The sequence below is a fragment of the Kitasatospora sp. NPDC048407 genome (genome assembly GCF_043200475.1).
Taxonomy (GTDB): domain Bacteria; phylum Actinomycetota; class Actinomycetes; order Streptomycetales; family Streptomycetaceae; genus Kitasatospora.
Window position 1 is genome coordinate 666,935 of sequence record NZ_JBICXW010000001.1, and the last position, 19,903, is coordinate 686,837.

At 73.0% G+C, this 19,903-nt stretch carries 22 protein-coding genes; 7 read left to right on the forward strand and 15 right to left on the reverse strand.

Translation table 11 applies throughout. The annotated features are described in order from the left end of the window. Positions 1–37: 37 nt before the first annotated feature. Both ACGFWJ_RS03160 and ACGFWJ_RS03165 read right to left on the reverse strand, forming a co-directional pair. Entirely contained in the window at positions 38–790 is a 753-nt protein-coding gene (locus ACGFWJ_RS03160; RefSeq protein WP_392944638.1) for a peptidyl-tRNA hydrolase, read from the reverse strand. A 17-nt stretch (positions 791–807) separates the two neighbouring features. Further along, positions 808–1,725: a hypothetical protein gene (locus ACGFWJ_RS03165; RefSeq protein ID WP_392944640.1), complete on the reverse strand. Its 918-nt coding sequence runs from the start codon at positions 1,723–1,725 to the stop codon at positions 808–810. 143 nt (positions 1,726–1,868) lie between these two features. Between ACGFWJ_RS03165 and ACGFWJ_RS03170 the strand changes: the two genes are divergently transcribed. The 3 genes from ACGFWJ_RS03170 (at position 1,869) to ACGFWJ_RS03180 (ending at position 4,469) form a co-directional block, all read left to right on the forward strand. Next, a complete protein-coding gene (locus tag ACGFWJ_RS03170) occupies positions 1,869–2,243 on the forward strand; it encodes a YbjQ family protein (protein WP_392944642.1) in 375 nt (124 codons plus the stop codon). 202 nt (positions 2,244–2,445) lie between these two features. After that, positions 2,446–3,318 carry a RimK family alpha-L-glutamate ligase gene (locus tag ACGFWJ_RS03175; RefSeq protein ID WP_392944644.1) on the forward strand — a complete coding sequence of 291 codons (873 nt, stop codon included), beginning with the start codon at positions 2,446–2,448 and terminating at the stop codon, positions 3,316–3,318. A 38-nt stretch (positions 3,319–3,356) separates the two neighbouring features. Next, a complete protein-coding gene (locus ACGFWJ_RS03180; RefSeq protein ID WP_392944646.1) occupies positions 3,357–4,469 on the forward strand; it encodes an NAD(P)-binding domain-containing protein in 1,113 nt (370 codons plus the stop codon). Between the two features lie 57 nt (positions 4,470–4,526). Here the strand turns inward: ACGFWJ_RS03180 and paaE are convergent, their stop codons facing one another. The 7 genes from paaE to ACGFWJ_RS03215 all read right to left on the reverse strand — a co-directional run bounded on the left by paaE (position 4,527) and on the right by ACGFWJ_RS03215 (position 10,926). Next, entirely contained in the window at positions 4,527–5,594 is a 1,068-nt protein-coding gene (gene paaE / locus ACGFWJ_RS03185; RefSeq protein WP_392944648.1) for a 1,2-phenylacetyl-CoA epoxidase subunit PaaE, read from the reverse strand. Further along, complete coding sequence (gene paaD / locus ACGFWJ_RS03190; RefSeq protein WP_392944650.1) at positions 5,594–6,091, reverse strand: 1,2-phenylacetyl-CoA epoxidase subunit PaaD; 498 nt, start codon at positions 6,089–6,091, stop codon at positions 5,594–5,596. The genes paaE and paaD overlap by 1 nt, the downstream gene beginning before the upstream one ends. Next, entirely contained in the window at positions 6,085–6,966 is an 882-nt protein-coding gene (gene paaC, locus ACGFWJ_RS03195; protein ID WP_392944652.1) for a 1,2-phenylacetyl-CoA epoxidase subunit PaaC, read from the reverse strand. The genes paaD and paaC overlap by 7 nt, the downstream gene beginning before the upstream one ends. Positions 6,967–7,009: 43 nt before the next feature. Continuing rightward, a complete protein-coding gene (paaB, locus tag ACGFWJ_RS03200; protein ID WP_392944654.1) occupies positions 7,010–7,303 on the reverse strand; it encodes a 1,2-phenylacetyl-CoA epoxidase subunit PaaB in 294 nt (97 codons plus the stop codon). Beyond that, positions 7,300–8,283 (reverse strand): 1,2-phenylacetyl-CoA epoxidase subunit PaaA, encoded by a 984-nt coding sequence (paaA, locus tag ACGFWJ_RS03205; RefSeq protein WP_387635009.1) that lies wholly within the window; start codon positions 8,281–8,283, stop codon positions 7,300–7,302. The genes paaB and paaA overlap by 4 nt, the downstream gene beginning before the upstream one ends. 107 nt (positions 8,284–8,390) lie before the next feature. Further along, a complete protein-coding gene (locus tag ACGFWJ_RS03210; RefSeq protein ID WP_392944657.1) occupies positions 8,391–10,220 on the reverse strand; it encodes a sensor histidine kinase in 1,830 nt (609 codons plus the stop codon). Further along, positions 10,210–10,926: a response regulator transcription factor gene (locus tag ACGFWJ_RS03215; protein WP_392944659.1), complete on the reverse strand. Its 717-nt coding sequence runs from the start codon at positions 10,924–10,926 to the stop codon at positions 10,210–10,212. Before ACGFWJ_RS03215 ends, ACGFWJ_RS03210 begins: the two co-directional genes overlap by 11 nt. Before the next feature lie 155 nt (positions 10,927–11,081). Here ACGFWJ_RS03215 and ACGFWJ_RS03220 point away from each other — a divergent pair, with 155 nt between their 5' ends. Further along, complete coding sequence (locus tag ACGFWJ_RS03220) at positions 11,082–11,987, forward strand: M28 family peptidase (RefSeq protein WP_392944661.1); 906 nt, start codon at positions 11,082–11,084, stop codon at positions 11,985–11,987. 27 nt (positions 11,988–12,014) lie between these two features. After that, positions 12,015–13,418 carry a M1 family metallopeptidase gene (locus ACGFWJ_RS03225; RefSeq protein ID WP_392944663.1) on the forward strand — a complete coding sequence of 468 codons (1,404 nt, stop codon included), beginning with the start codon at positions 12,015–12,017 and terminating at the stop codon, positions 13,416–13,418. Positions 13,419–13,525: 107 nt separating this feature from the next. Here ACGFWJ_RS03225 and ACGFWJ_RS03230 read toward each other — a convergent pair whose 3' ends face one another. Further along, on the reverse strand, positions 13,526–14,773 hold the full coding sequence (locus ACGFWJ_RS03230) for a M20 family metallopeptidase (protein WP_392944665.1): 1,248 nt from the start codon (positions 14,771–14,773) through the stop codon (positions 13,526–13,528). Between the two features lie 547 nt (positions 14,774–15,320). On the opposite strand from ACGFWJ_RS03230, the gene ACGFWJ_RS03235 reads away from it, so the two are divergent. Then, complete coding sequence (locus tag ACGFWJ_RS03235) at positions 15,321–16,220, forward strand: ADP-ribosylglycohydrolase family protein (RefSeq protein ID WP_392944667.1); 900 nt, start codon at positions 15,321–15,323, stop codon at positions 16,218–16,220. Positions 16,221–16,282: 62 nt separating this feature from the next. Here ACGFWJ_RS03235 and ACGFWJ_RS03240 read toward each other — a convergent pair whose 3' ends face one another. After that, positions 16,283–16,549: a GlsB/YeaQ/YmgE family stress response membrane protein gene (locus tag ACGFWJ_RS03240; RefSeq protein WP_387635029.1), complete on the reverse strand. Its 267-nt coding sequence runs from the start codon at positions 16,547–16,549 to the stop codon at positions 16,283–16,285. 137 nt (positions 16,550–16,686) lie between these two features. On the opposite strand from ACGFWJ_RS03240, the gene ACGFWJ_RS03245 reads away from it, so the two are divergent. Next, positions 16,687–17,217 (forward strand): NUDIX domain-containing protein, encoded by a 531-nt coding sequence (locus ACGFWJ_RS03245; protein ID WP_387635031.1) that lies wholly within the window; start codon positions 16,687–16,689, stop codon positions 17,215–17,217. 6 nt (positions 17,218–17,223) lie between these two features. On the opposite strand, the gene ACGFWJ_RS03250 is transcribed toward ACGFWJ_RS03245, so the two are convergent. The 4 genes from ACGFWJ_RS03250 to ACGFWJ_RS03265 all read right to left on the reverse strand — a co-directional run bounded on the left by ACGFWJ_RS03250 (position 17,224) and on the right by ACGFWJ_RS03265 (position 19,802). After that, positions 17,224–17,868, reverse strand: a complete 645-nt coding sequence (locus tag ACGFWJ_RS03250; RefSeq protein ID WP_392944670.1) for a S26 family signal peptidase — start codon at positions 17,866–17,868, stop codon at positions 17,224–17,226. A 63-nt stretch (positions 17,869–17,931) separates the two neighbouring features. Beyond that, positions 17,932–18,873, reverse strand: a complete 942-nt coding sequence (locus tag ACGFWJ_RS03255; RefSeq protein ID WP_392944672.1) for a terpene synthase family protein — start codon at positions 18,871–18,873, stop codon at positions 17,932–17,934. A gap of 144 nt (positions 18,874–19,017) precedes the next feature. Next, positions 19,018–19,275: a hypothetical protein gene (locus tag ACGFWJ_RS03260; protein ID WP_392944674.1), complete on the reverse strand. Its 258-nt coding sequence runs from the start codon at positions 19,273–19,275 to the stop codon at positions 19,018–19,020. Next, entirely contained in the window at positions 19,272–19,802 is a 531-nt protein-coding gene (locus ACGFWJ_RS03265) for an RNA polymerase sigma factor (protein WP_392944676.1), read from the reverse strand. The genes ACGFWJ_RS03260 and ACGFWJ_RS03265 overlap by 4 nt, the downstream gene beginning before the upstream one ends. Positions 19,803–19,903: the final 101 nt, after the last annotated feature.

Sequence of the window (19,903 nt, forward strand, 5' to 3'; positions counted from 1 at the left end):
CGCGCCGCCGTCCAATGGAACAGTCGGCCCGGCGGCGTCAGCGGGCCCGCATGGCCGGGTGGTCGGCGACGACGGTGCAGCTGCCGGGGGCGATCTCGGTGAAGCCGGCGTCGCGGACGACCGGGAGGTGTCCGTCGGTGAGGGCGGGCCAGTCGGCGGCGGGGGCGGTTCGGACGGCGAGCTGGAAGCCGCCTTCGGCCCATTCCTTGCGCTCGGCGTCGTTCAGTTCCCACCAGGCGAGCTGGGCGGCGTGGCCGGTCTGCGCCATGGTCTTGCCGGCGCTCATCTCCAACTCGGGGTTGAGCCACAGGACGGGGACGCCCTCGGGGACGGGGGCGGGTGGGGTGGGGTCGTCGAGTTCGGTGCCGGAGACCTGGAGTTTGGCGAGTTCCTTGGGCCAGCCGTCCAGCGGGATCGGCGGGAAGACGCGGACTTCGGCGCGCTCGCCGGTGACGGTGATTCCGGGCAGCTCGCCCGCCTTGCGCCACTCGCCGCCGCGGGCGCGTCGCACGACCTTGCGGATCCGGGCGTCCTCCCAGGCCTTGACGCGTTCCGCCCACTCGCCGTCGTCGGCGGTGACCCGCGGGTCGGAGAGCAGGGTGAGCACGGCCCGGGCCGAGGTCTCCAACGCGTCCGTCCGGCCGGGCGGGTCCGCCTTCTCCAGCCGGACCACCAGCGGCAGCACGTACTGCTCGTGGGAGTCGCGGTCCTCGGCGTCCCCGCCGACCGCGGGCAGAGCGGCGGGGGCGGACGGGGGAAGTTCGCTGGGCACGTCGGTGGGTGAGCTCACCCCTCCAGCATGCCAGTTCAGCGCCGGTAGCCCCGCCCGGGGTCGCGTTCCTCGGCGTCCCGGTAGCCGAGGAACCAGCCCTCGGGGTGGGTGGCGGCGAGGAGTTGGTCGATCCGCTGTCCGGCGTCCAGGTCGTCGGGGGTCTCTTCGGGGCCGTAGACGCCGAAGAGTTCGTCGGCGCAGCCGTCCCAGTCGTAGTCGTACAGGTCGGCGGGCAGGTCGCCCATCATGTCGGCCACGGACTCGGGTTGGGAGCCGAGCAGTGCGCGGGCGTCGGCGAGCGCGAGGCGCAGCGCGACGTCCTCCGCGAGGCTGCGGGGCAGTGGCCATTCGCCGAGTGCGAGGTCGTCGGCGAGGTCGTCGAAGGCACGGGCGAAGGCGCGCCGCCAGCCGCGGTGCAGGTTCCAGGTGCGCTGCTGGAGGCGGCCGAAGACGGTCCAGTCGGCTTCGTCGACAACGGTGACGGGGTCGTCGCCGTGTTCGTCGAGGTCTTCGTAGGCGGCGTCGGAGAGGCTGATCAGCTGGGTGTGCAGCAGGCACGCGGTGCGCGGGGTGAGGGTCCAGTCGCCGGTGTCGCTGCCGTCGTCGAGGGGGAACAGTTCGGCGAAGTCGGGTGCGAAGTCGTCGGTGACGCTGATTTCCAGCGTGCCGCCGAGGGCTTCGATGCCGGGGATGGCGGCGACCAGCCGGTCGGGGTGGAGCAGTGCACCGAGGGCCGCGTTGGGGTCTTCGGCGACTTCCCGCAGCAGTTGGCGGCGTTGGCCCTCGGGGTCGATCCCGGCGAAATCCAGGTCTTCGACGGCCGCTTGTGCGGCGGCCCGCAGGGCCGGCCAGTCGGTGATCCGGATGCCCAGCACCACGGTGGCCTCGATCTCCTGCGCGCCGGAGTCCTCCGCCGCGCCAGGCCCGTGTGGATGATCGCTTCGCTCGCCCATGCCACCAGGTTGACAAACCCGGGGGTCCGATGTCCATCCGCTCTCCCGATCCGATGCCGGACAGGCCTGCCGAGGTAGCGCGGAAAGCGCTTTCCGTGTGCCATGCTGGCGTTCCGACCAAATCGTGACGGAAGGTGGGAACCATGAGTGAACTGGACAATTTCGGCGGTGGGCAGGATCCGTCCGGCGGCGTGCTGGTGGTCACCACGAACGATGTGCCGGGCCACAAGGTGGTGCGGGTGATCGGCGAGGTGTTCGGCCTGACGGTGCGTTCGCGGCACATCGGCTCACAGATCGGCGCGGGCCTGAAGTCGCTGATGGGCGGTGAGCTGAGGGGCCTCACGAAGACGCTCGTGGAGACCCGGAACCAGGCGATGGAGCGGCTGGTCGAGCAGACCAAGGCGCGTGGCGGCAACGCCGTTCTGATGATGCGATTTGACGTCACGGAGGCTGCTGACGTCGGTACGGAGGTGTGCGCGTACGGCACCGCCGCGGTCATCGAGCCGCTCGACGGCTGACTCGGTTTCGGGGGCGGTCACGGTTGATCAGAAGTGATCACGCGCTGGAGATCGTCTACGCGGAGACCATCCCCGCGTAGACGAACTCGGTTTCGACCACAGAGAGGTCAACTTGTCTGACGGTCAGTAAAACGTTTGACACCGCTCACGGATGCATAAGAGCCTCGCTGCCGGCCCGTCCCGCGCACCGCCAGGAGCACCCGTGAGCACCCCTCTGCCTTCCGTTCCCGCACCGACCGGCCCGGCCCGGGTCGCGTACGCCACCTGCCGGGGCATCGAGGACGTGGAAATGCGGCCCGTGCTGGCCGCGTTCGCCCGGGCCGGAGTGTCCGCGGAGGCCGCGGTCTGGGACGACCCGGCGGTCGACTGGAGCGGCTACGAGCTGGTTCTGGTCCGCAGCGTCTGGGACTACATCCTGTACCGCGACGCGTTCCTCGACTGGGCCCGCCGGACGGCCGCGCTGACCCGGCTGGCCAATCCGGTACCGGTGCTGGAGCGCAACACCGACAAGACCTACCTGCGCGACCTGGCCGGGGCCGGTGTGCCGATCGTTCCCACCGTCTGGGTCGCCCCGGGCGGGGAACTCGCCGGCGCCGACTGGCCGGAGCTGGTGGTGAAGCCCACCGTCTCGTCCGGCGCCCGGGACACCCTGCGCACCACCGACCGTGCCGAGGCGCTCGCGCACACCGCCGCCCTCACCGCGGCCGGCCGCACCGCGATGGTGCAGCCGTACCTGCCGATGGTCGAGGACGAGGGCGAGACCTCGTTGCTGTACCTGGGCGGGGAGTTCAGCCACGCGGTGCGCCGCGGCCCGATGCTCGGTGGCGGCTTCGCCGATGTCGCCCGGGAGCCCGCCGACGACCAACTCGCCCTCGCCGAGCAGGTGCTGGCGGCCGTCCCGGAGCGCGCGGAGCTGCTCTACGCCCGGGTCGATCTGGTGCGTCTGCCGGACGGCTCCCCCGCGCTGATCGAGCTCGAACTCACCGAGCCCCGGCTGTTCCTGGGCCTGCGCCCGGACGGCCCCGAGGCGCTGGTCGCCGCCGCCCTGCGCCTGCTGCCCGAAAACGGCGGCTGAGACGGGAACACCCGCCCGCGCGGCGATGTTTCACCGGCGTGACTGTTCAAGGTGCAACGACCGAGCCCGCCGCCGACCCCCGCGAGGTGGACGCGGTGGTGATCGGCGCGGGCCAGGCCGGCCTGTCCGCCGCCTACCACCTGCACCGTCGCGGCCTCGCCCCGTACACCGGCTTCGTGGTGCTTGACGCGGACGGCGCCCCGGGCGGCGCCTGGGCGCACCGCTCGCCGTCGCTGACGATGGCCACCGTGCACGGCTTCCACGACCTGCCGGACTTCGAGCTGCCCGCCACCGACCCGGCCACCCCGGCCCGGGTCGCCGTGCCGGGCTACTTCGCCGCGTACGAGGCGCAGCACGCCCTGCCGGTGGTGCGCCCGGTGAAGGTCCTGGCGGTGCGCGACCGGCCGGACGGGCGGCTGCTGGTGGAGACCGACTCCGGCAACTGGGTCACCCGGGCGCTGCTGAACGCGACCGGCACCTGGACGCGGCCGTTCCTGCCGCGCTACCCGGGCCGGTTCGCGGGCCGTCAGTTGCACTACGCGGACTACCGGGGCCCGGCGGAGTTCGCCGGGCTGCGGGTGGTGGTGGTCGGTGGCGGGGCGTCGGCGATCCAGGTGCTGTCCGAGGTGGGCGAGGTCGCCGAGACGGTGTGGGTGACGCGTACCCCGCCGGTGGTCCACGAGGGGCCGTTCACACCGGAGTTCGGCCGCGAGGTGGTGGCCAAGGTGGCGGAGCGGGTCGCGGCGGGCCTGCCGGTGCGCAGCGTGGTCTCGGTGACCGGTCTCGGCCCGAGCGTCGCGTACCGCCGGGCCGAGGCGCTGGGTGTGCTGAACCGCCGCCCGATGTTCGACCGTCTCACCGAGCACGGAGTGGCCTGGGGCGAGCAGGAGTTGGCGGTGGATGTGATCATCTGGGCGACGGGTTTCCGCGCCGAGCTGACCCACCTGGCGCCGCTCGCCCTGCGCGGCCCGGGCGGCGGCATCCGGATGACCGGCACCCGCGTCACCGACGACCCGCGCATCCACCTGCTCGGCTACGGCCCTTCGGCGTCCACGGTCGGCGCCAACCGGGCGGGCCGCGCAGCGGTGAACGAGGTCGTCCGCCTGCTGCGCGGAAGCGACCGGCCGGCCGCCGAACCCGCCGCCGTGTAACGGGAGTTACCGCGTAGCGGGAGCTACCGTCTGACGGCAGTCACCGTGTGACCGCAGTTACCGGTCGTAGTCCACGGTGACCTGGTCGGAGACCGGCCGGGCCTGGCAGGTGAGGATGTAGCCGGCGGCCAGTTCGGACTCCTCCAGCGCGAAGTTGCGGCGCATCTCGACCTTGCCGTCGCAGAGCAGGGCGCGGCAGGTGCCGCAGACGCCGCCCTTGCAGGCGAACGGCAGGTCGGGGCGGGCGCGTTGGGCGCCGTCCAGGATGGCGCGGTCGCGCGGCAGGGCGAGTGTGCTGGAGCGGCCGTCGAGGACGAGGGTGACCTCGCTGGCGTCGGCGTCGGGCGCGGGTTCCAGGTGTCGTTCCTCGGCCCGTTCGTCCTCGGCGTGGAACAGTTCCTGGTGCACCCGCCCGGCGGGGACGCCGAGTTCGGCCAGAAGCTGCTTGGCGTCCGTCACCAGCCCGAACGGCCCGCACAGCCACCAGTGGTCGACCTCGGGGACGTCCACCAGCGCCTCCAGTAGCGCCTTCACCCGGTCCGCGTCGAGCCGGCCGCTGAGCAGTTCGGCGTCCCGGCTCTCCCGGGACAGCACGTGGACGAGCTGGAAGCGGTCGAGGTAGCGGTCCTTCAGGTCGGCGAGCTCGTCGGCGAACATCACCGTGTCGCTGCGCCGGTTGCCGTACAGCAGGGTGACCCGCGAGTCGGGGTGGCCGGCCAGCACGGAGCCCGCGATGGACACCATCGGGGTGATGCCGGAGCCCGCGGCGATCAGCACGTGCTCGCCGGGTTCGGCCGGGTCGGCGGTGAACGTCCCACTGGGGCGCAGGACTTCGACCATCTCGCCGATCGCGGCCTGGTCGACCAGCCAGTGCGAGAACAGCCCGCCGGGCACCTCGCGGACGGCGATCCGCAGTGGCCCGCCGACGGGCGAGCACAGCGAGTAGGAGCGGCGTTCGTCCACGCCGTCGACGATCCGGCGCAGCGTGAGCGTCTGCCCGGGCCGGAACGTGAACTCCTCGGCGAGCGCGGGCGGTACGTCGAAGGTCACCGCGACGGCGTCCTCGCAGAGCCGTTCCAGGTTGCCGATCGGCAGCATGTGGAACTGCGGGCGGCGGGCGGCCATCAGATCTCCTTGATCCGGTCGAAGGGTTCGCGGCAACTGCGGCACCGCCACAGGGACTTGCAGGCGGTGGAGCCGAACCGGGAGAGTTCCTCGGTGTCGGTGGAGCCGCACTGCGGGCAGTGCACGGCCAGCCGGGTCGGGCCGAGTGTCAGTGTGGCCACCACGGGCCGCGCCCCGAGAACCGGCGGGGCGATGCCCGACTCGGCCAGCTTCCGGCGGCCCTCCTCGCTGATCCGGTCGCTGGACCATGGCGGGTCGATCCGCAGCCGCACCTCGACCTGCTCGAAGCCGGCCGCGCGCAGCCGCCGGGCCACGTCGCCGGCCATCTCGGCGACCGCGGGGCAGCCGGAGTAGGTGGGTGTGAGCCAGGCGGTGATCGTCCCGTCGTGCTCCTCGACGTCGGCGAGGATGCCGAGGTCTGCCAGGGTGAGCATGGGCAGTTCGGGGTCGGGCACCGCGGCCGCGACCTCCCTGGCCCGTTCGACGGTGGTCACCATGTCGCCCCCGGGTGCGCTCTGGCCACCACCTGGAGCTCGGCCAGCAGCGGGCCGAGCGCCTCGGTGTGCACGCCGTGCCGCCCGGCCCGGCCGTTCACGTACGCCCGCGGCGCGGTCTCCGGGACGCTCAGTGTGGCCTCCCCCAACACCGTTGCCAGGCTTGCCAGTACGGGTTCGCGCAGCTCGAACGGGTCGACGCCGAGCCGCAGTTCGACCTCGTGCGGGGTGAACAGCTCGTCCAGCCAGGGCCACAGCGCGTCCAGCGCGGCCTGCATCCGCTCCCGCGAGTACGCGGTGCCGTCGCCGAGCCGCAGCACCCAGGACTGCGCGTACTCCCGGTGGTACGCCAACTCCTTGACGCCGAGGGCCGCGACGGCGGCCAGCACCGGGTCGGCGTGCCCGGCCAGGCGGCGGTACAGCTCCTCGCGGGCGGTGGCGAACATCAGCAGCCGGGCCACGCACTGCGCGAAGTCGCCGTTCTCCAGCTCCACCAGGCGGACGTTGCGGTACTCGAAGTCCTCGCGCCAGTAGGCGAGTTCGTCCTCACCGCGGCCGGTGCCGTCCAGCTGCCCGGCCCGGGTGAGCAGTCGGCGGGCCTGTCCGAGCAGGTCGAGGCCGAGGTTGGCGAGCGCCACCTCCTCCTCCAACTCCGGCGCCCGGGTGATCCATTGGATCAGCCGCTGGGACAGCACCAGCGCGTCGTCGCCCAGCATCAGGCAGTACGCCGCGAGGTCCGCCGGGTCGATGCCCGGCGGCGGCGCGGCGTCCACGCCCAGCAGCGGATCGGCGAACCCCGTGCCGTAGGCCCAGCGGGCCTCGCCGTCCGGCTCCCCGGCGGCGTCGGCCAGTGAGAGGTACACGTGGTCGTCGGTCATGTCGCCTTCCCTGCCCTGTAATTGACGGCGGATCAGCTCCGCGTCAGATGTGCGGAACGTCCTCGGGGATCGGATAGAACGTCGGGTGCCGGTACACCTTGTCGCCGCTCGGCGCGAAGAACGGGTCCTGCTCGTCCGGGCTGGACGCGGTGATCGCGTCCGAGCGGACCACCCACAGGCTCACCCCCTCGTTGCGCCGGGTGTACAGGTCCCGCGCCGCCAGCAGCGCCATCCTGTCGTCGGCCGCGTGCAGCGACCCCACATGCACGTGGTTCAGTCCGCGCCGGGGCCGTACGAACACCTCGTACAGCGGCCAGGACGATCGCTCCCCGCTCATTCCGAACTCCCCTTCCTCTGCCCGCGCTTGGCCGCGTACGCCGACGCCGCCTCACGCACCCAGGCGCCGTCCTCGTGGGCGGCGCGCCGCCGGTCGATCCGCTGCGCGTTGCACGGGCCCTGGCCCTTGATCACCTGCATCAGCTCCGACCAGTCCGGCTCGCCGAAGTCCCAGCTGCGGCGCTCCTCGTTCCAGGCGAGCGCCGGGTCCGGCAGTGTGACGCCGAGGTGCTCTGCCTGCGGGACGGTCATGTCGACGAAGCGCTGGCGCAGCTCGTCGTTGCTGTGCCGCTTGATCCGCCATGCCATCGACCGCTCGCTGTTCGGCGAGGCCCCGTCCGGCGGGCCGAACATCATCAGCGACGGCCACCACCAGCGGTCCACCGCGTCCTGCACCATCCGCTGCTGCGCCTCGGTGCCGGCCATCAGCGTCATCAGCAACTCGTAGCCCTGCCGCTGATGGAAGGACTCCTCCTTGCAGATCCGCACCATCGCCCGCGCGTACGGCCCGTAACTGCACCGGCACAGCGGGACCTGGTTGCAGATCGCCGCGCCGTCCACCAGCCAGCCGATCACGCCGACGTCCGCGAACGTCAGCGTCGGGTAGTTGAAGATCGACGAGTACTTCTGCCGCCCGTCGATCAACTTCTCGGTCAGCTCGGCCCGGTCCACGCCCAGGGTCTCCGCCGCCGCGTACAGGTACAGCCCGTGCCCGGCCTCGTCCTGCGCCTTCGCCAACAGGATCGCCTTGCGCCTGAGCGACGGCGCCCGGGTCAGCCAGTTGCCCTCCGGCTGCATCCCGATGATCTCCGAGTGGGCATGCTGCGCAATCTGCCGCACCAGGGTCGCCCGGTACGCCTCGGGCATCCAGTCCCGGGGCTCCACGCGCTGTTCGTTGGCGATCACCGCCTCGAACCGCGACTGCGCTTCCGCGCTCGCCTCCACCACCCACCTCCCGACTGACCGTTCGGTCGGTTCCATTCTGTACGCATGGGGGACCTCGTGACAAGCATGGAGGGAAAGGGCAGCGGGTGCGCATACCGGGAGAGCGCAGGCGGGCGCGAATCCGGGGGCGCTGGGGGTACCCCCTACGCCCCCGGATGCCTGCCCGCCAGCTCGCGCGAGCCTGATTTCGCGCCCTCGAGCGGCAGCCGGACCGTGAACACCGAACCCGCCCCCGGCGTGCTGGCCACCCGGACGCCGCCGTCGTGGAGCTCGGCGATCTTGCGGACGATGGCGAGGCCGAGCCCGCTGCCCCCGCTGCGCCGACTGCGTGACCTCTCGGCGCGCCAGAAGCGTTCGAAGACCAGCGGCAGGTCCGCTTCGGCGATGCCGCTGCCCGTGTCGGCGACCTCGATCAGCACGGCGTCGCTCTCGGCCCGGACCCGCAGGGTGACGGTGCCGCCCGCGGGGGTGTACCGGACGGCGTTGGAGACCAGGTTCCCCACGGCCTGCCGCAGCCGCACCGGGTCGGCAAAGACCTCCGAGGCATCGGCGGCCGGCTCGACGGCCAGCGTCACCCCGGACGCCTGTGCCTGCGCGCCGTGCGCGTTGGCGACCTGCGTCAACAGTTCGTCGACGTCGACGGGTTCGCGGAACAGGGTCAGTTCGCCCGCGTCGGCGGCGGCGAGGTCCCGCAGGTCGTCGATGAGGTGCTGGAGCAGCATGGCCTCTTCGAGCAGGGAGCCGGTGAGGGCCCGGTCGGCGGTGGCGACGCCGTCCTCGACGGCCTCCAGCCAGCCGCGGATGTTGCTCAGCGGGGTGCGGAGTTCGTGCGCGATGTCGCCGACCATGGCCTTGCGCAGTTCCTCCAGTTGTCCGCGCCGCTCCGCCATGGCGTTGAAGGCGGCGGCGAGTCCGGAGATCTCGTTGCGGCCGGTGACCCGTACCCGCGCCGAGAGGTCTCCGTCGGCCATCCGCCGGGCCGCGTGGGTGAGTGCGTGCAGCGGCCTGGAGAGCCGCAGTCCGACCGTCACCGTGACGGCCACGGTCACCACCAGCACCACGGCGGAGACCTCGGTGACCCGTCCGGGGTGGGCGGCGGTCAGGACGGGTGCGGGACCGGCGGTGTCGGCCGGGGTGCCGACGAACAGCAGCATGGGCGGCGCCACGTACTGCACGAGCTGCTGCCGGCGGGCGTTGGTGAGGCACGCCGAGGTCGGCTGGTCCGGGCGGGCGTTGCTGACCGGGGCGCCGTCCGGCCCCAGCGACAGGGTGACGGGTCCGAGCTGCTGGCGGGCCAGGCAGGCGTTGGCGAGGGCGGTGAGGTCGGCGAGGGCCGCCGTGTCGGTGCGGGTGGGGGCGCTGGCCACCATGGGCGTCGCGCAGCGCCGGCCGAGGACGGAGCCGTTGGCGGTGCGCAGTTGCGGCCGCCCGGCGAGGTCGTCGGTGACGGTCGCGTCGACGCCGAGCACCGTGCGCATGCAGTCGGCCTGCTGCTCGAGTTCGTTGCGCAGCGCCTGGTACTCCCCCGGGGTCAGCCGGAACGGGCCGACCGCGCGTGCGTCGATCCGGTCGCCGGGGGCGTCGGGCAGCATGGCGAGGTCGACGGAGAGCGGGTCGACGATGGTGGTGGGCGTGCGGGGCAAGGCGGCGGGGTCGGGGGCCGGGGCCGCGGAGTCGATGACCGGTTCGAAGCGCGGGGTCGCGAGGACGATGCGCTGCCCGGTGGCGGCGGCGAGTTGCCGCACGGTGTCCTGGGCGTCGTTCCAGTCGGGGTGGGTCGCGGCGTAGCCGAGCAGTTGCCGGTAGATCCGGGTGTGGTCGGCGATGGCCTGGGTCTGTTCCTGTTTGATCGCGCCGGTGGTGGTGCGGGCGGCCAGCCAGGCCGTGGCGGCGATGGAGCAGAGCGACACCAGCGCGGAGAGGGCGAGCAGTCGGGCGGTCAGGCTGCGGCGCAGCGGGGTGTCACGGGGCAACGCGCGGCACCTCCGCGAGCTTGTAGCCGATGCCGTACACCGTCAGCAGGACGGTGGGGCGCTGCGGGTGCGGTTCGATCTTGCGGCGCAGGTTCATCACGTGGGTGTCGACGGTGCGGGCGGTGGTGTACCGGTCGATGCCGTGCAGGTGTTGCAGCAGTTGGGCCCGGGTGAAGACCCGGCCGGGCTGGGCGGACAGCACCTCCAGCAGCCGGAATTCGGCGGGTGTGCAGTTGACGGGCTGTCCGTGGGCGGTGATTTCGTGGCGCAGCGGGTCGACGGTCAGGGTTCCGGCGCTCAGCGCGCCCGGTGGCGTCGCGGTGTCCCGGGGCGGGGCGGCGGGGGCGCGGCGGCGCAGCAGGGCGCGGACCCGGGCGACGAGTTCCCGGGGGCTGTAGGGCTTGGTGAGGTAGTCGTCGGCGCCGAGGTCGAGGCCGAGCAGCAGGTCGTCCTCGGCGGTGCGGGCGGTGAGCATCAGCACCGGCAGGTCGGACTCGGCGCGCAGGGCCCGGCAGACGTCGAGGCCGTCCAGCACGGGCATCATGACGTCCAGGACCAGGAGTTGGGCCGGTCCGAGGCGGGCTTCGCGCAGGGCGGCGCGGCCGTCGTGGACGACGACGACCTGGTGCCCTTCGCGTTCCAGGTACAGGCGGACGAGGTCGGCCTGTTTGGGATCGTCCTCGGCGACGACGACATGTGCACACATGCGGTGATCGTAGAACGCCTGCTCGGGGGGCCGATCTGACGTCACGTCACGGCCCACTGCTTCCCCACCGGTTCCTGACAACTTCCTGACACGGACCGGCCAGTGTGGCGGAGTCCGCCGGGGCGAGCCCCGGTACCGCTCCGAAAGGCCTCCGCGTGAAGTCCTCCCTCCGCCCGTCGCTCCTCGCCACCCGGCTGCTCGGCGTGGCCCTGGCCCTGTCCGCGGTCGCCGCGGCCGCACCTGCCGAGGGCGTGGCCGCCGCGGCCGCCCCGACCGTCTCGGAGCGGGATGTGATGCCGCACCTGAGCGCCCTGCAGCGGATCGCCGACCGCAACGGCGGCAACCGCGCGCACGGCACCCGGGGGTACGCGGAGTCGGTGTCGTACGTGCGGAACGCGCTGGACCGGGCGGGGTTCCGCACCGAGCTCCGCCGCTTCGACCACGACGGCAGGGCCGGCTACAACCTGATCGCCGACTGGCCGGGCGGCGACCCGAACCACGTGCTGCTCACCGGCGCCCACCTGGACAGCGTCCCGGTGGGCCCGGGCATCAACGACAACGGCTCCGGTTCGGCGACCGTGCTGACCACCGCCCTCCAGGTCGCCAAGGCCCGGCTCAAGCCCGCCCGGCACCTGCGGTTCGCCTGGTGGGGGGCGGAGGAGGCCGGACTGGTCGGCTCCGCCGACTACGTCAACGGCCTGTCCGCCGACGGCCGGAAGGCGATCGACCTCTACCTCAACTTCGACCAGACGGGCAGCCGGAACACCCAGCAGTGGCTCGTGGTGCAGGACGGAGCGCAGGCCGACGAGGCGGCCGGGCAGGCCTTCGCCTCCTGGTTCGCCGACCGCGGGCACGCCACCTTCGACATCGGCATCGGCGGGTCGGACAACGAGTCGTTCGGCAACGCCGGCATCCCGTCCTCCGGTTTCAGCACCGGCATCTCGGACTGCATCCACCAGGCGTGCGACACCCTCGCCAACGTCGATCCGGCCATCGAGACCACCAGCACCAACGCCCTGATCGGCGTGCTCTGGCAGCTCGCCGCCACCACCCGTCCCTGACCGACCCGACAACCCCAGGAAGCTCATATGCGCACCCGACGGACCGCCACCGCCCTCGCGATCGCCACCGCCCTCGGCGTCGCCGTGACCGCGCTGCCCGCCTCGGCGGCGACCGGCATCGACCCGTACTTCCCCGACGACGGCAACTCCGGCTACGACGTCGGGCATTACGACGTCCGGATCGCCTACGACCCGGCCCGCACGGACCACCTGGACGGCGACACCACCGTCACCGCCCGGGCGACTCGCACGCTGGACCGCCTCAGCCTCGACCTGAAGGGCTTCACGGTCGCCTCGGTCACCGTGAACGGCACACCGGCGCGGTCCATCTCGCGCTCCGGCGAGCACAAGCTGAACATCGTCCCGGCCCGGCCGCTCGCCGGGGGCGCCACCTTCACCGTCCGGGTGAAGTACGCGGGCACGCCCGACGCCGAGGGCTGGCACACGCTGGCCGATGGCGGCGCGAACGTCACGGGCGAACCGCACTCCGCGACCTCCTGGTACCCGTCCAACGACCACCCGTCCGACAAGGCCACCTTCGCCCTCACCGCGACCGTCCCCGACGGCTGGACCGCCATCGGCAACGGCCGGCCCGGGCCGACCACCACCGCCCGCGGCACCACGACCTTCCGCTGGAACGAGGACCGCCCGATGGCGACGTACCTCAGCACCGTCGCCATCGACCGCTTCACCGTCCACCGCGCCCAACTGCCGGACGGCACACCGATCATCACGGCGTACAGCCCGGACGTCACGATCGACTCGGCCGCCGAGGCAGAACAGCAGGACATCCTGGCCTTCCTGGCCTCGAAGTTCGGCCCCTACCCGTTCTCCTCCGCGGGCGCGATCGTGGTCGGTATGGCCAAGAATCCCGGCCCCGGCCCGCTGGATCTGGAGACGCAGAGCCGGCCGACCTACCGGGATGGCATCTCCGACGAGGCGATCGTCCACGAGAACACGCACCAGTGGTTCGGCGACAGCGTCTCGTTCACCGACTGGCGCGACGGCTGCCTCGCCGAGTGCTTCGCCCAGTACGCCAACCAACTGTGGGACGAGCACAAGGGCGCCAACCTCGACACCGGCTTCTACGCCGCCGAACTCGCCGACAACAAGGACAACCCCTCCTTCTGGTCCACCAGGCTCTACGACCCCGGCGCGGGCAAGGAACTCGCCCCCGCCCTGTACTTCAAGGGCTCCCTGATGCTGCACGCCCTGCGCCGCACGGTCGGCGACGACGCCTTCTTCACCACCCTGCGCCGCTGGACCACCGACCACGCCTACGGCAACGCCTCGTTCCCGCAGTTCGAGGCCCTGGCCGCACAGGTGTCCGGCCAGGACCTCAAGGGCTTCTTCGACGCCTGGGCCCACGGAACGACGCTCCCCGCCAAGCAGTACCTCTACCCAGGCACCCTGGCCACGCTGCCCCAGTAACGAAATCCGGGAAGAGCACCGAGCACCACCAGGGGCGCCGGGGGTACCTCCAGCGCCCCTGATCGGTCACCCACCAGCTCGCGCAGCTCTCCCCGCGCCCCCCGGTCTCACCGCAGTCGCGGCAACGGCACAGCCAACAGCGCCGCCAACAGCGCGATCCGCGACCCGAGTTGGTCGATCCGCAGGTGCTCGTGCCGGGCGTGCGGCCCGGCCCCGACCGCGCCGAGGCCGTCCAGGGTCGGCAGACCCCTCGCGCCGGCGAGATTCGTGTCCCCCGCCCCGCCCGCGGGCGCCCCGTCGAGGTGCTGGCCGAGCGCCGCGGCGAGTGAGCGGACGTGCCGCAGCAGCGGATTCGCGGTGCGCTCGGGCCAGGTGGGCCGGGAGGACAGCACCTCGGTGCGGACGTTCGCGCCGGGCCGGTTCGCGGTCAGGTGGGCGAGCGTGTCGAGGGTGCGGCGCTGGGCTTCGGTGGTGTCGAAGCGCAGCCCGATCTCGGCCTGGGCGCGGCCGGCGACGACGTTGGCGCGGGTGCCGCCGTCGATGCGGCCGGTGTTGAGTTCGGTGCCGGGCTGTCGGCCCAGGCCGCGGACGGTGATCAGTTGGTCGACCAGTTCGTCGATCGCGGAGAGGCCCTCGGCGGCGTCGTTGCCGGCGTGTGCCTCGCGTCCGGTGACGGTGAGCCGGACCCGGGTGGAGCCGCGGCGGGCGGTCTTCAGGCGGCCGTCGGGGTGGCCGGGTTCGAGGCCGAGGACGGCGGCGGCGCCGCGCAGGTGCCGTTCGACGAGGCGGCGGCCGTCGGGGCTGCCGATCTCCTCGTCGGAGACCACGATCATCCGCACGGGTCGGTGCGGGCGTTGGCCGAGGTCGGCGAGGAGCGCGAACGCGCCTTCGAGGAGGGCGAGTCCGCCCTTCATGTCGAGGATGCCGGGGCCGGTGAGGCGCCCGTCCTGTTCCGCGACGGGCCAGTCGGTGAGGGTGCCGACGGGCCAGACGGTGTCGTGGTGGCCGACCACCAGCAGGTGCGGGAGTTCTTCGTGCCGGCCGGGCCAGTCGAGTACCAGGTGGTCTCCGTGGGCGCAGTTCTCGCGGGTGGCGGTGGCGCCGGTGGCGGCGTAGCCGGTGGCGAGTTCTTCGGCGAGGGTGTTCAGCCGGGGCGCGTCGCCGGACGGGGTTTCGATCCGGGCGAGGTCCGCGCAGCGCTTGCGGACGGCGGCGGTGAGGGTGCGGGCCCTGCTGGTCAGGGTGTGGGGCAGGCCCGGTAGTGCGGCGGTGGCCAAGGTCGGTGCCGCTACGGGCAGTTCGTCGGCCGTGGGGGTGGCGGGATGTGGCTCGGGGGCCACGGTATGGCGGCTCACCGTTCACCCCCGGTGGGGCGCGGGGCACTGGGAGGTATGGCCGGGACGGGCGTCGCGGGAATCTGTTGCGGCTTCGGGCTGGACCGTTTCGGGCTGGGTCGTGGTGTCCGATTCGACCTGGGACTGGGCAGCACTGCGTCCTCCTCGCTCGGTCCGCGACCCCGGCTCGGCCCGGGGTCCGGGGACGTCGGTCTCTGTTCCTCGGCACGGACGGGCGCCTCGGCAGGGACCGGGAAGCGAGCCTAGAAGATTCGATCACCTCCCGGCGAGGTGCCCACCGTCCGCGCACTCGTCGCTCCACCCGTCGTCAAGGCCGTGGAACGGCCGCAGAACCCGGGCCTGGCACGGCGAGCGGGACGCGGATTCCGAGCGCGTCCGTCTCCCACCTTGGACCCGCGGGGGCGAATCGGCAGCGCGAATCGCCCACGATCGAGCGAACCCCCGTCCGAGGGGTGACACCGGATCCGTCTCCAGGAAATCGGTTCGCCGGGCGGCCCGCCGAGCAGCCAGAATCGGTGACGTCCACCCGCCCCCGCGAGGAGTCGCCATGTTGTCCCCCGTTCCGCCGCCCGCCCTCGACAGCCTTCACGGTCTGGCGCTGGGCGATGCCTTCGGTGATCGCTGGTTCCACCCGCCGGTGGACGAGGCGTCGGCGGAGGTCGCGGGCCGGCTGACCAGGCCCGGGCCGTGGCACTGGACGGACGACACGGCGATGGCGCTCGTCCTGGTGCGCCACCTGCGCGACCGCGGCGAGGTCGAACCGGCCGCGCTGGCAAGGGAGTTCGCGCAGGAGTACATGGCGGTGCCGCACCGCAAGTACGGGCCGTCGATGCACCAGGTGCTGCGCGCGGTGCACGCGGGCGAGGACCATCTCGTGGTCACCGGCGCGCTGTTCGGCGGGCAGGGCTCGCACGGGAACGGCGCGGCGATGCGGGTGGCGCCGCTCGGCGCGTGGTTCGCGGACGACTTGGCGGTGGTCGCCGAGCAGGCCGAACGTTCCGCCCGGGCCACCCACGCGCACCCGGAGGCGGTGGCGGGCGCGCGGGCGGTCGCGCTGGCCGCGGCGCTGGCGGTCCGCTCGCGCGGCGGTGCGGCGGCTCCCCGGGCCGACTTCCTTCAGGAGGTGGCGGCGCTGCTGCCGGAGTCCGAGGTGCGGTCCGGCCTGCGGATCGCCGCCCGCCTCCCGGCGGGGACCAGCATCCGGCACGCCGCGGTGGTGCTGGGCTCCGGCCACCTGGTCTCGGCGCAGGACACCGTCCCGTTCGCGCTCTGGTCCGCCGCCGGCCACCCGGACGATCTGGTCGAGACCCTCTGGCACACCGTCGCGGGCTGGGGAGACATGGACACCACCTGCGCCATCGCCGCCGGCGTGGTCGCCGCCCGCACCGGCCTGTCCGGCGTCCCGGCCGCCTGGTCGGCCGCGCAGGAGCCCCTGCCGCCGCTCTGACCCGCACCACGCGAATGCCCCGGTGAGCAACCAGCTCGCCGGGGCACCGTGTTGACGCTGCGTCAGTCGCGTGACCTGCCGAACAGCAGCCGGTAGACGATGAGCAGGGCGAGGGCGCCGGCGATCGCGGAGATCCACGTGGGCAGGTCGAAGAAGTGCACGTTGATCGACTTGTGCAGGAACTTCGAGGAGAGCCACCCACCGATGAACGAACCGGCGATGCCGATCAGCGTGGTGATGACGATGCCGCCCGGGTCCTTGCCGGGGAGCAGCAGCTTGGCGATGGCTCCGGCGAGGAGCCCAAGGATGATCCAACTGACGATGCCCATGCCGTTCTCCTGCCCTTCGCCACGAGGGCCAATCCCGTCGCGCTTCTCCTCCACAAGGACGACTGGCGCAACCGTTCGGTTCCGGCCGCGGCGCGCGCGGGGTGCGGTAGCGTCCGGGGGACGAAAGGGGTGGCGGGGTGCGGTGGAAGGTGTACGGGGAGCGCCCGGTGTACCAGGACCCGTGGCTGAACGTGTGGGTCGCGGATGTCGAACTGCCGGACGGGCAGCGCTTCGAGCACCACGTGGTGAAGCTGCGCCATCTCGCGGTGGCGGCGGTGGTGAACGACCGTGCCGAGGTGCTGATGCTGTGGCGGCACCGGTTCATCACCGACACCTGGGCGTGGGAACTGCCGATGGGCCTGGTGGAGGCCGGTGAGGACCCGGCGGCCGCGGCGGCCCGGGAGGCGCTGGAGGAGACCGGCTGGCGGGTGTCGGACGTACGCCCGCTGATCTACGCCCAGCCGGCCGCGGGCATCACCGACGCCGAGCACTTCGTGTTCCGCGCCGAACCGGCCGAGTTCACCGGCCCGCCCACCGAACAGAACGAGTCCGACCGAATCGCGTGGGTCCCGCTGTCCGAGCTGCGCGCCCTGGTGGCCCGCCGCGAGATCGTCAGCAGCGCCACTCTGGTCGGGGTGCTCGCGCTGCTGCTCGACGAGGCCGCCTGACGGCGGTCAACTCCCAGGCGGCGGATCGACGGCGACCAGGTCGGCGTCGTAGGGCAGCGGGCCGTTGCCGAGCAGCGGCAGAACGACCCAGCCGGCCCGGCCGGTCACCGCGGCCTCGTCGACCCAGCCGTAGGCGCGGGAGTCCTCCGCCACCTCGGAGTGGTCGCCGATGACGAACAGCTTGCCGGGCGGGACGAGTTGGGCCGCCGCGGTCGCCTGCCCGCGGCCGTCGCCGGAGCAGCAGGGGCTGGCGGGCCGGTCCTGGCCGCGCCCGGTGGGCAGGCCCACGCGGAACCACTGGCCGCTCCCGCCGGGCTGGACCAGCAGGACGAACGGCTCACCCGCCGTGGGGTGGTACGGGTCGCGCGGGTCGGAGGTGATCTCGACCCGGTCGCCGGGCAGGCCGATGACGCGCCTGATCGTGGTGGTGTCCTGTCCGGGTGCGCGCAGCGCCACCACGTCGAGGCGTTCGGCGCGCCCGCCGCTGCCGGGGACGGTGAGCACCCGCGAGTTCGGCCCGAGGTTGGGGTTCATGCTCCGGTCGTCGACCCGGACGGCGAGCATCAGGGCGGCAGCGAACGACACCGCCGGCACCCCGAGCACCCCGAGCGCAACTCGCCACCAGTGTCTGCGCGTTCGCGCCGGCACCATCGTTCACCCCCTCACCGACCGGCCCCGTGTGGCGGTGAGCGTGGCGGTTCAAATGATCTTCTGTCAAATCTCCTGTGCGTGACCCGTCGCGGTCGCCGTCCAGTGGATCAGCGCGTGCACGTGGCGGACCAACCCCCGGGCGTGGCGGCGGGCTTGGGTGGGCCAGTGGGAGCCGCGGGCGAGGCCGTCGGCGAGGAACTCCAGGGTGGTGAGCTCGGCGGCGCACAGCTCGGCGACCCGCGCGGCGGCGGTGTGCGGTGACAGTCCGCGGTGCACCTCCAGGGCGCGCACCATCCCGCTCCCGGCGCCGAGGTCGCCGATCCAGCAGACCAGGTGCTGGAAGCGCGCCAACAGGTCGGCGAGCTGCGGGTGGCGGTACAACTGCTCGGGCAGGTCGAGGCCGTGGGCGAGTTCCACCCAGTGGGCGGCGCACCGTACCGCGCCGTCGCGGCCGTACTGGGTCAGGTACTGCGGGACGGTCGGGACGCTCGGCCCGGCGCCCAGCCGGGCGAGTGAACTGTCCAGGTGGGAACGGAAGTCGGCGCCGCAGCGGTTCTGCCAGTCGGGTCCGGCGAGCGTCGCGCTGTCCCGCCAGAGCCCCTCGAACGCCCGCACCAGCGCGGAGCCGTCCTCGCTCCGCACGGCCGGTACCTGGCCGCCGGTGGTCAGTGCCCGGAGTGCGCCGACGGTCCGCCGGGCCGTGTCGCCGGGTTCGTCGAGTTCGATGTGCTCGTCGAGGATCCGGGTCAGCACCAGCCATTTGGTGGCGGCCCGCAGTCCGGGCCCGGCGGGGACGTCGCCCCAGCTGCGGGCGGCGAGGTCCAGGTGTCCCCGGTCGAGGCAGCGGGCGGCGGCGGCCGCGTCCAGGACGCCGGTGCCGGTGAGCCAGTGCGCGATCTCGGCGCGCAGCGCGTCGGTGTGCGGGTGCGGCGTCAACAGGGGTGTCCGAGCGAGCAGTTCGGCCATCGGCCCGGTCGGTGCGAGGTACGCGCTGGCTGGGCTCATGACGGCTGGTTCCTCCGCCGCTCGGGGGCGTTCGACGTGACGAAGTCTGGTCGAACGCCCCCGAGTTGCGGTGCAGAACCGGCGGCCGTTCCCCCGCCCGGCCGATCCACCCGTTCATCCGATCATGCGCCCGGCGCCCCGGTGTCAGCTCCGCCGGAGCGTGCACTGCCCGTCGTGGCACGCCCGTCGCAGCCGTCCCCGGGAGAGCGTCTGCGCCAGGCCGATCGCCCAGCACATCGGGCAGCCGCGCAGCGCGACCAGCCCGAGCGGTGCCAGCAGCAGGGAGACAGGTCCGGCCACCGGGAGCAGCGCGAATCCGACGACGATCGCGCCGAACCCGAGGCCGCCGCGCACCAGATGACGTGTCAGGGTGGCGCTGGCGAAGTCGCCGGGCCCGCTCATCGGGGGCCTGCGAGTTCGGCCCGGACGGCGGCCCGGGCGCGGTGCAGCCGGGACTTCATCGCGGCGGTGCTCAGCCCGAGCGCCTCCGCGACCGCCCGGCCGCCGTACCCCTGCAGGTCACGCATGATCAGCACCCGCCGCTGGTCGGCGGGCAGCGCGGCGATCGCCGCGGCGACCCGTTCGGTGTCCAGCCGCCGCAGCGCCTCCTGCTCGGCGGAGTCCGCCTCCCCGGCCGGCGCCTCGGGCGCGGCCGGTGCGGGGCGGACCCGCCGCAGGCACTCGTTGCGGACGATCCGGAACAGCCAGGAGGCGAGCGCGCCGGTGGCCCGCAGCATGCCGATCCGGCGGTAGAGGATGATCAGCGCCTCTTGCGCGGCGTCCTCCGCGTCCTCGGGGCTGGCGCACAGCGAGTGGGCGAACCGCCGCACCTTTGGGTGGGCGCCCGCCACCAGCGCGTCGATCGACTCGGGGTCGCCGCAGCGGGCCGCGGCGATCACTTCCTCGGGCGGCCAGGACGTCTCAACCACGCTTGCCCCGCTTCGACTTGAGCACGAGGACGCAGGTGCAGAGCAGTACCGCGCCGGCGCCGATGGCGATGGCCACCACCATGAGGTTCCTCCGAGCTGTC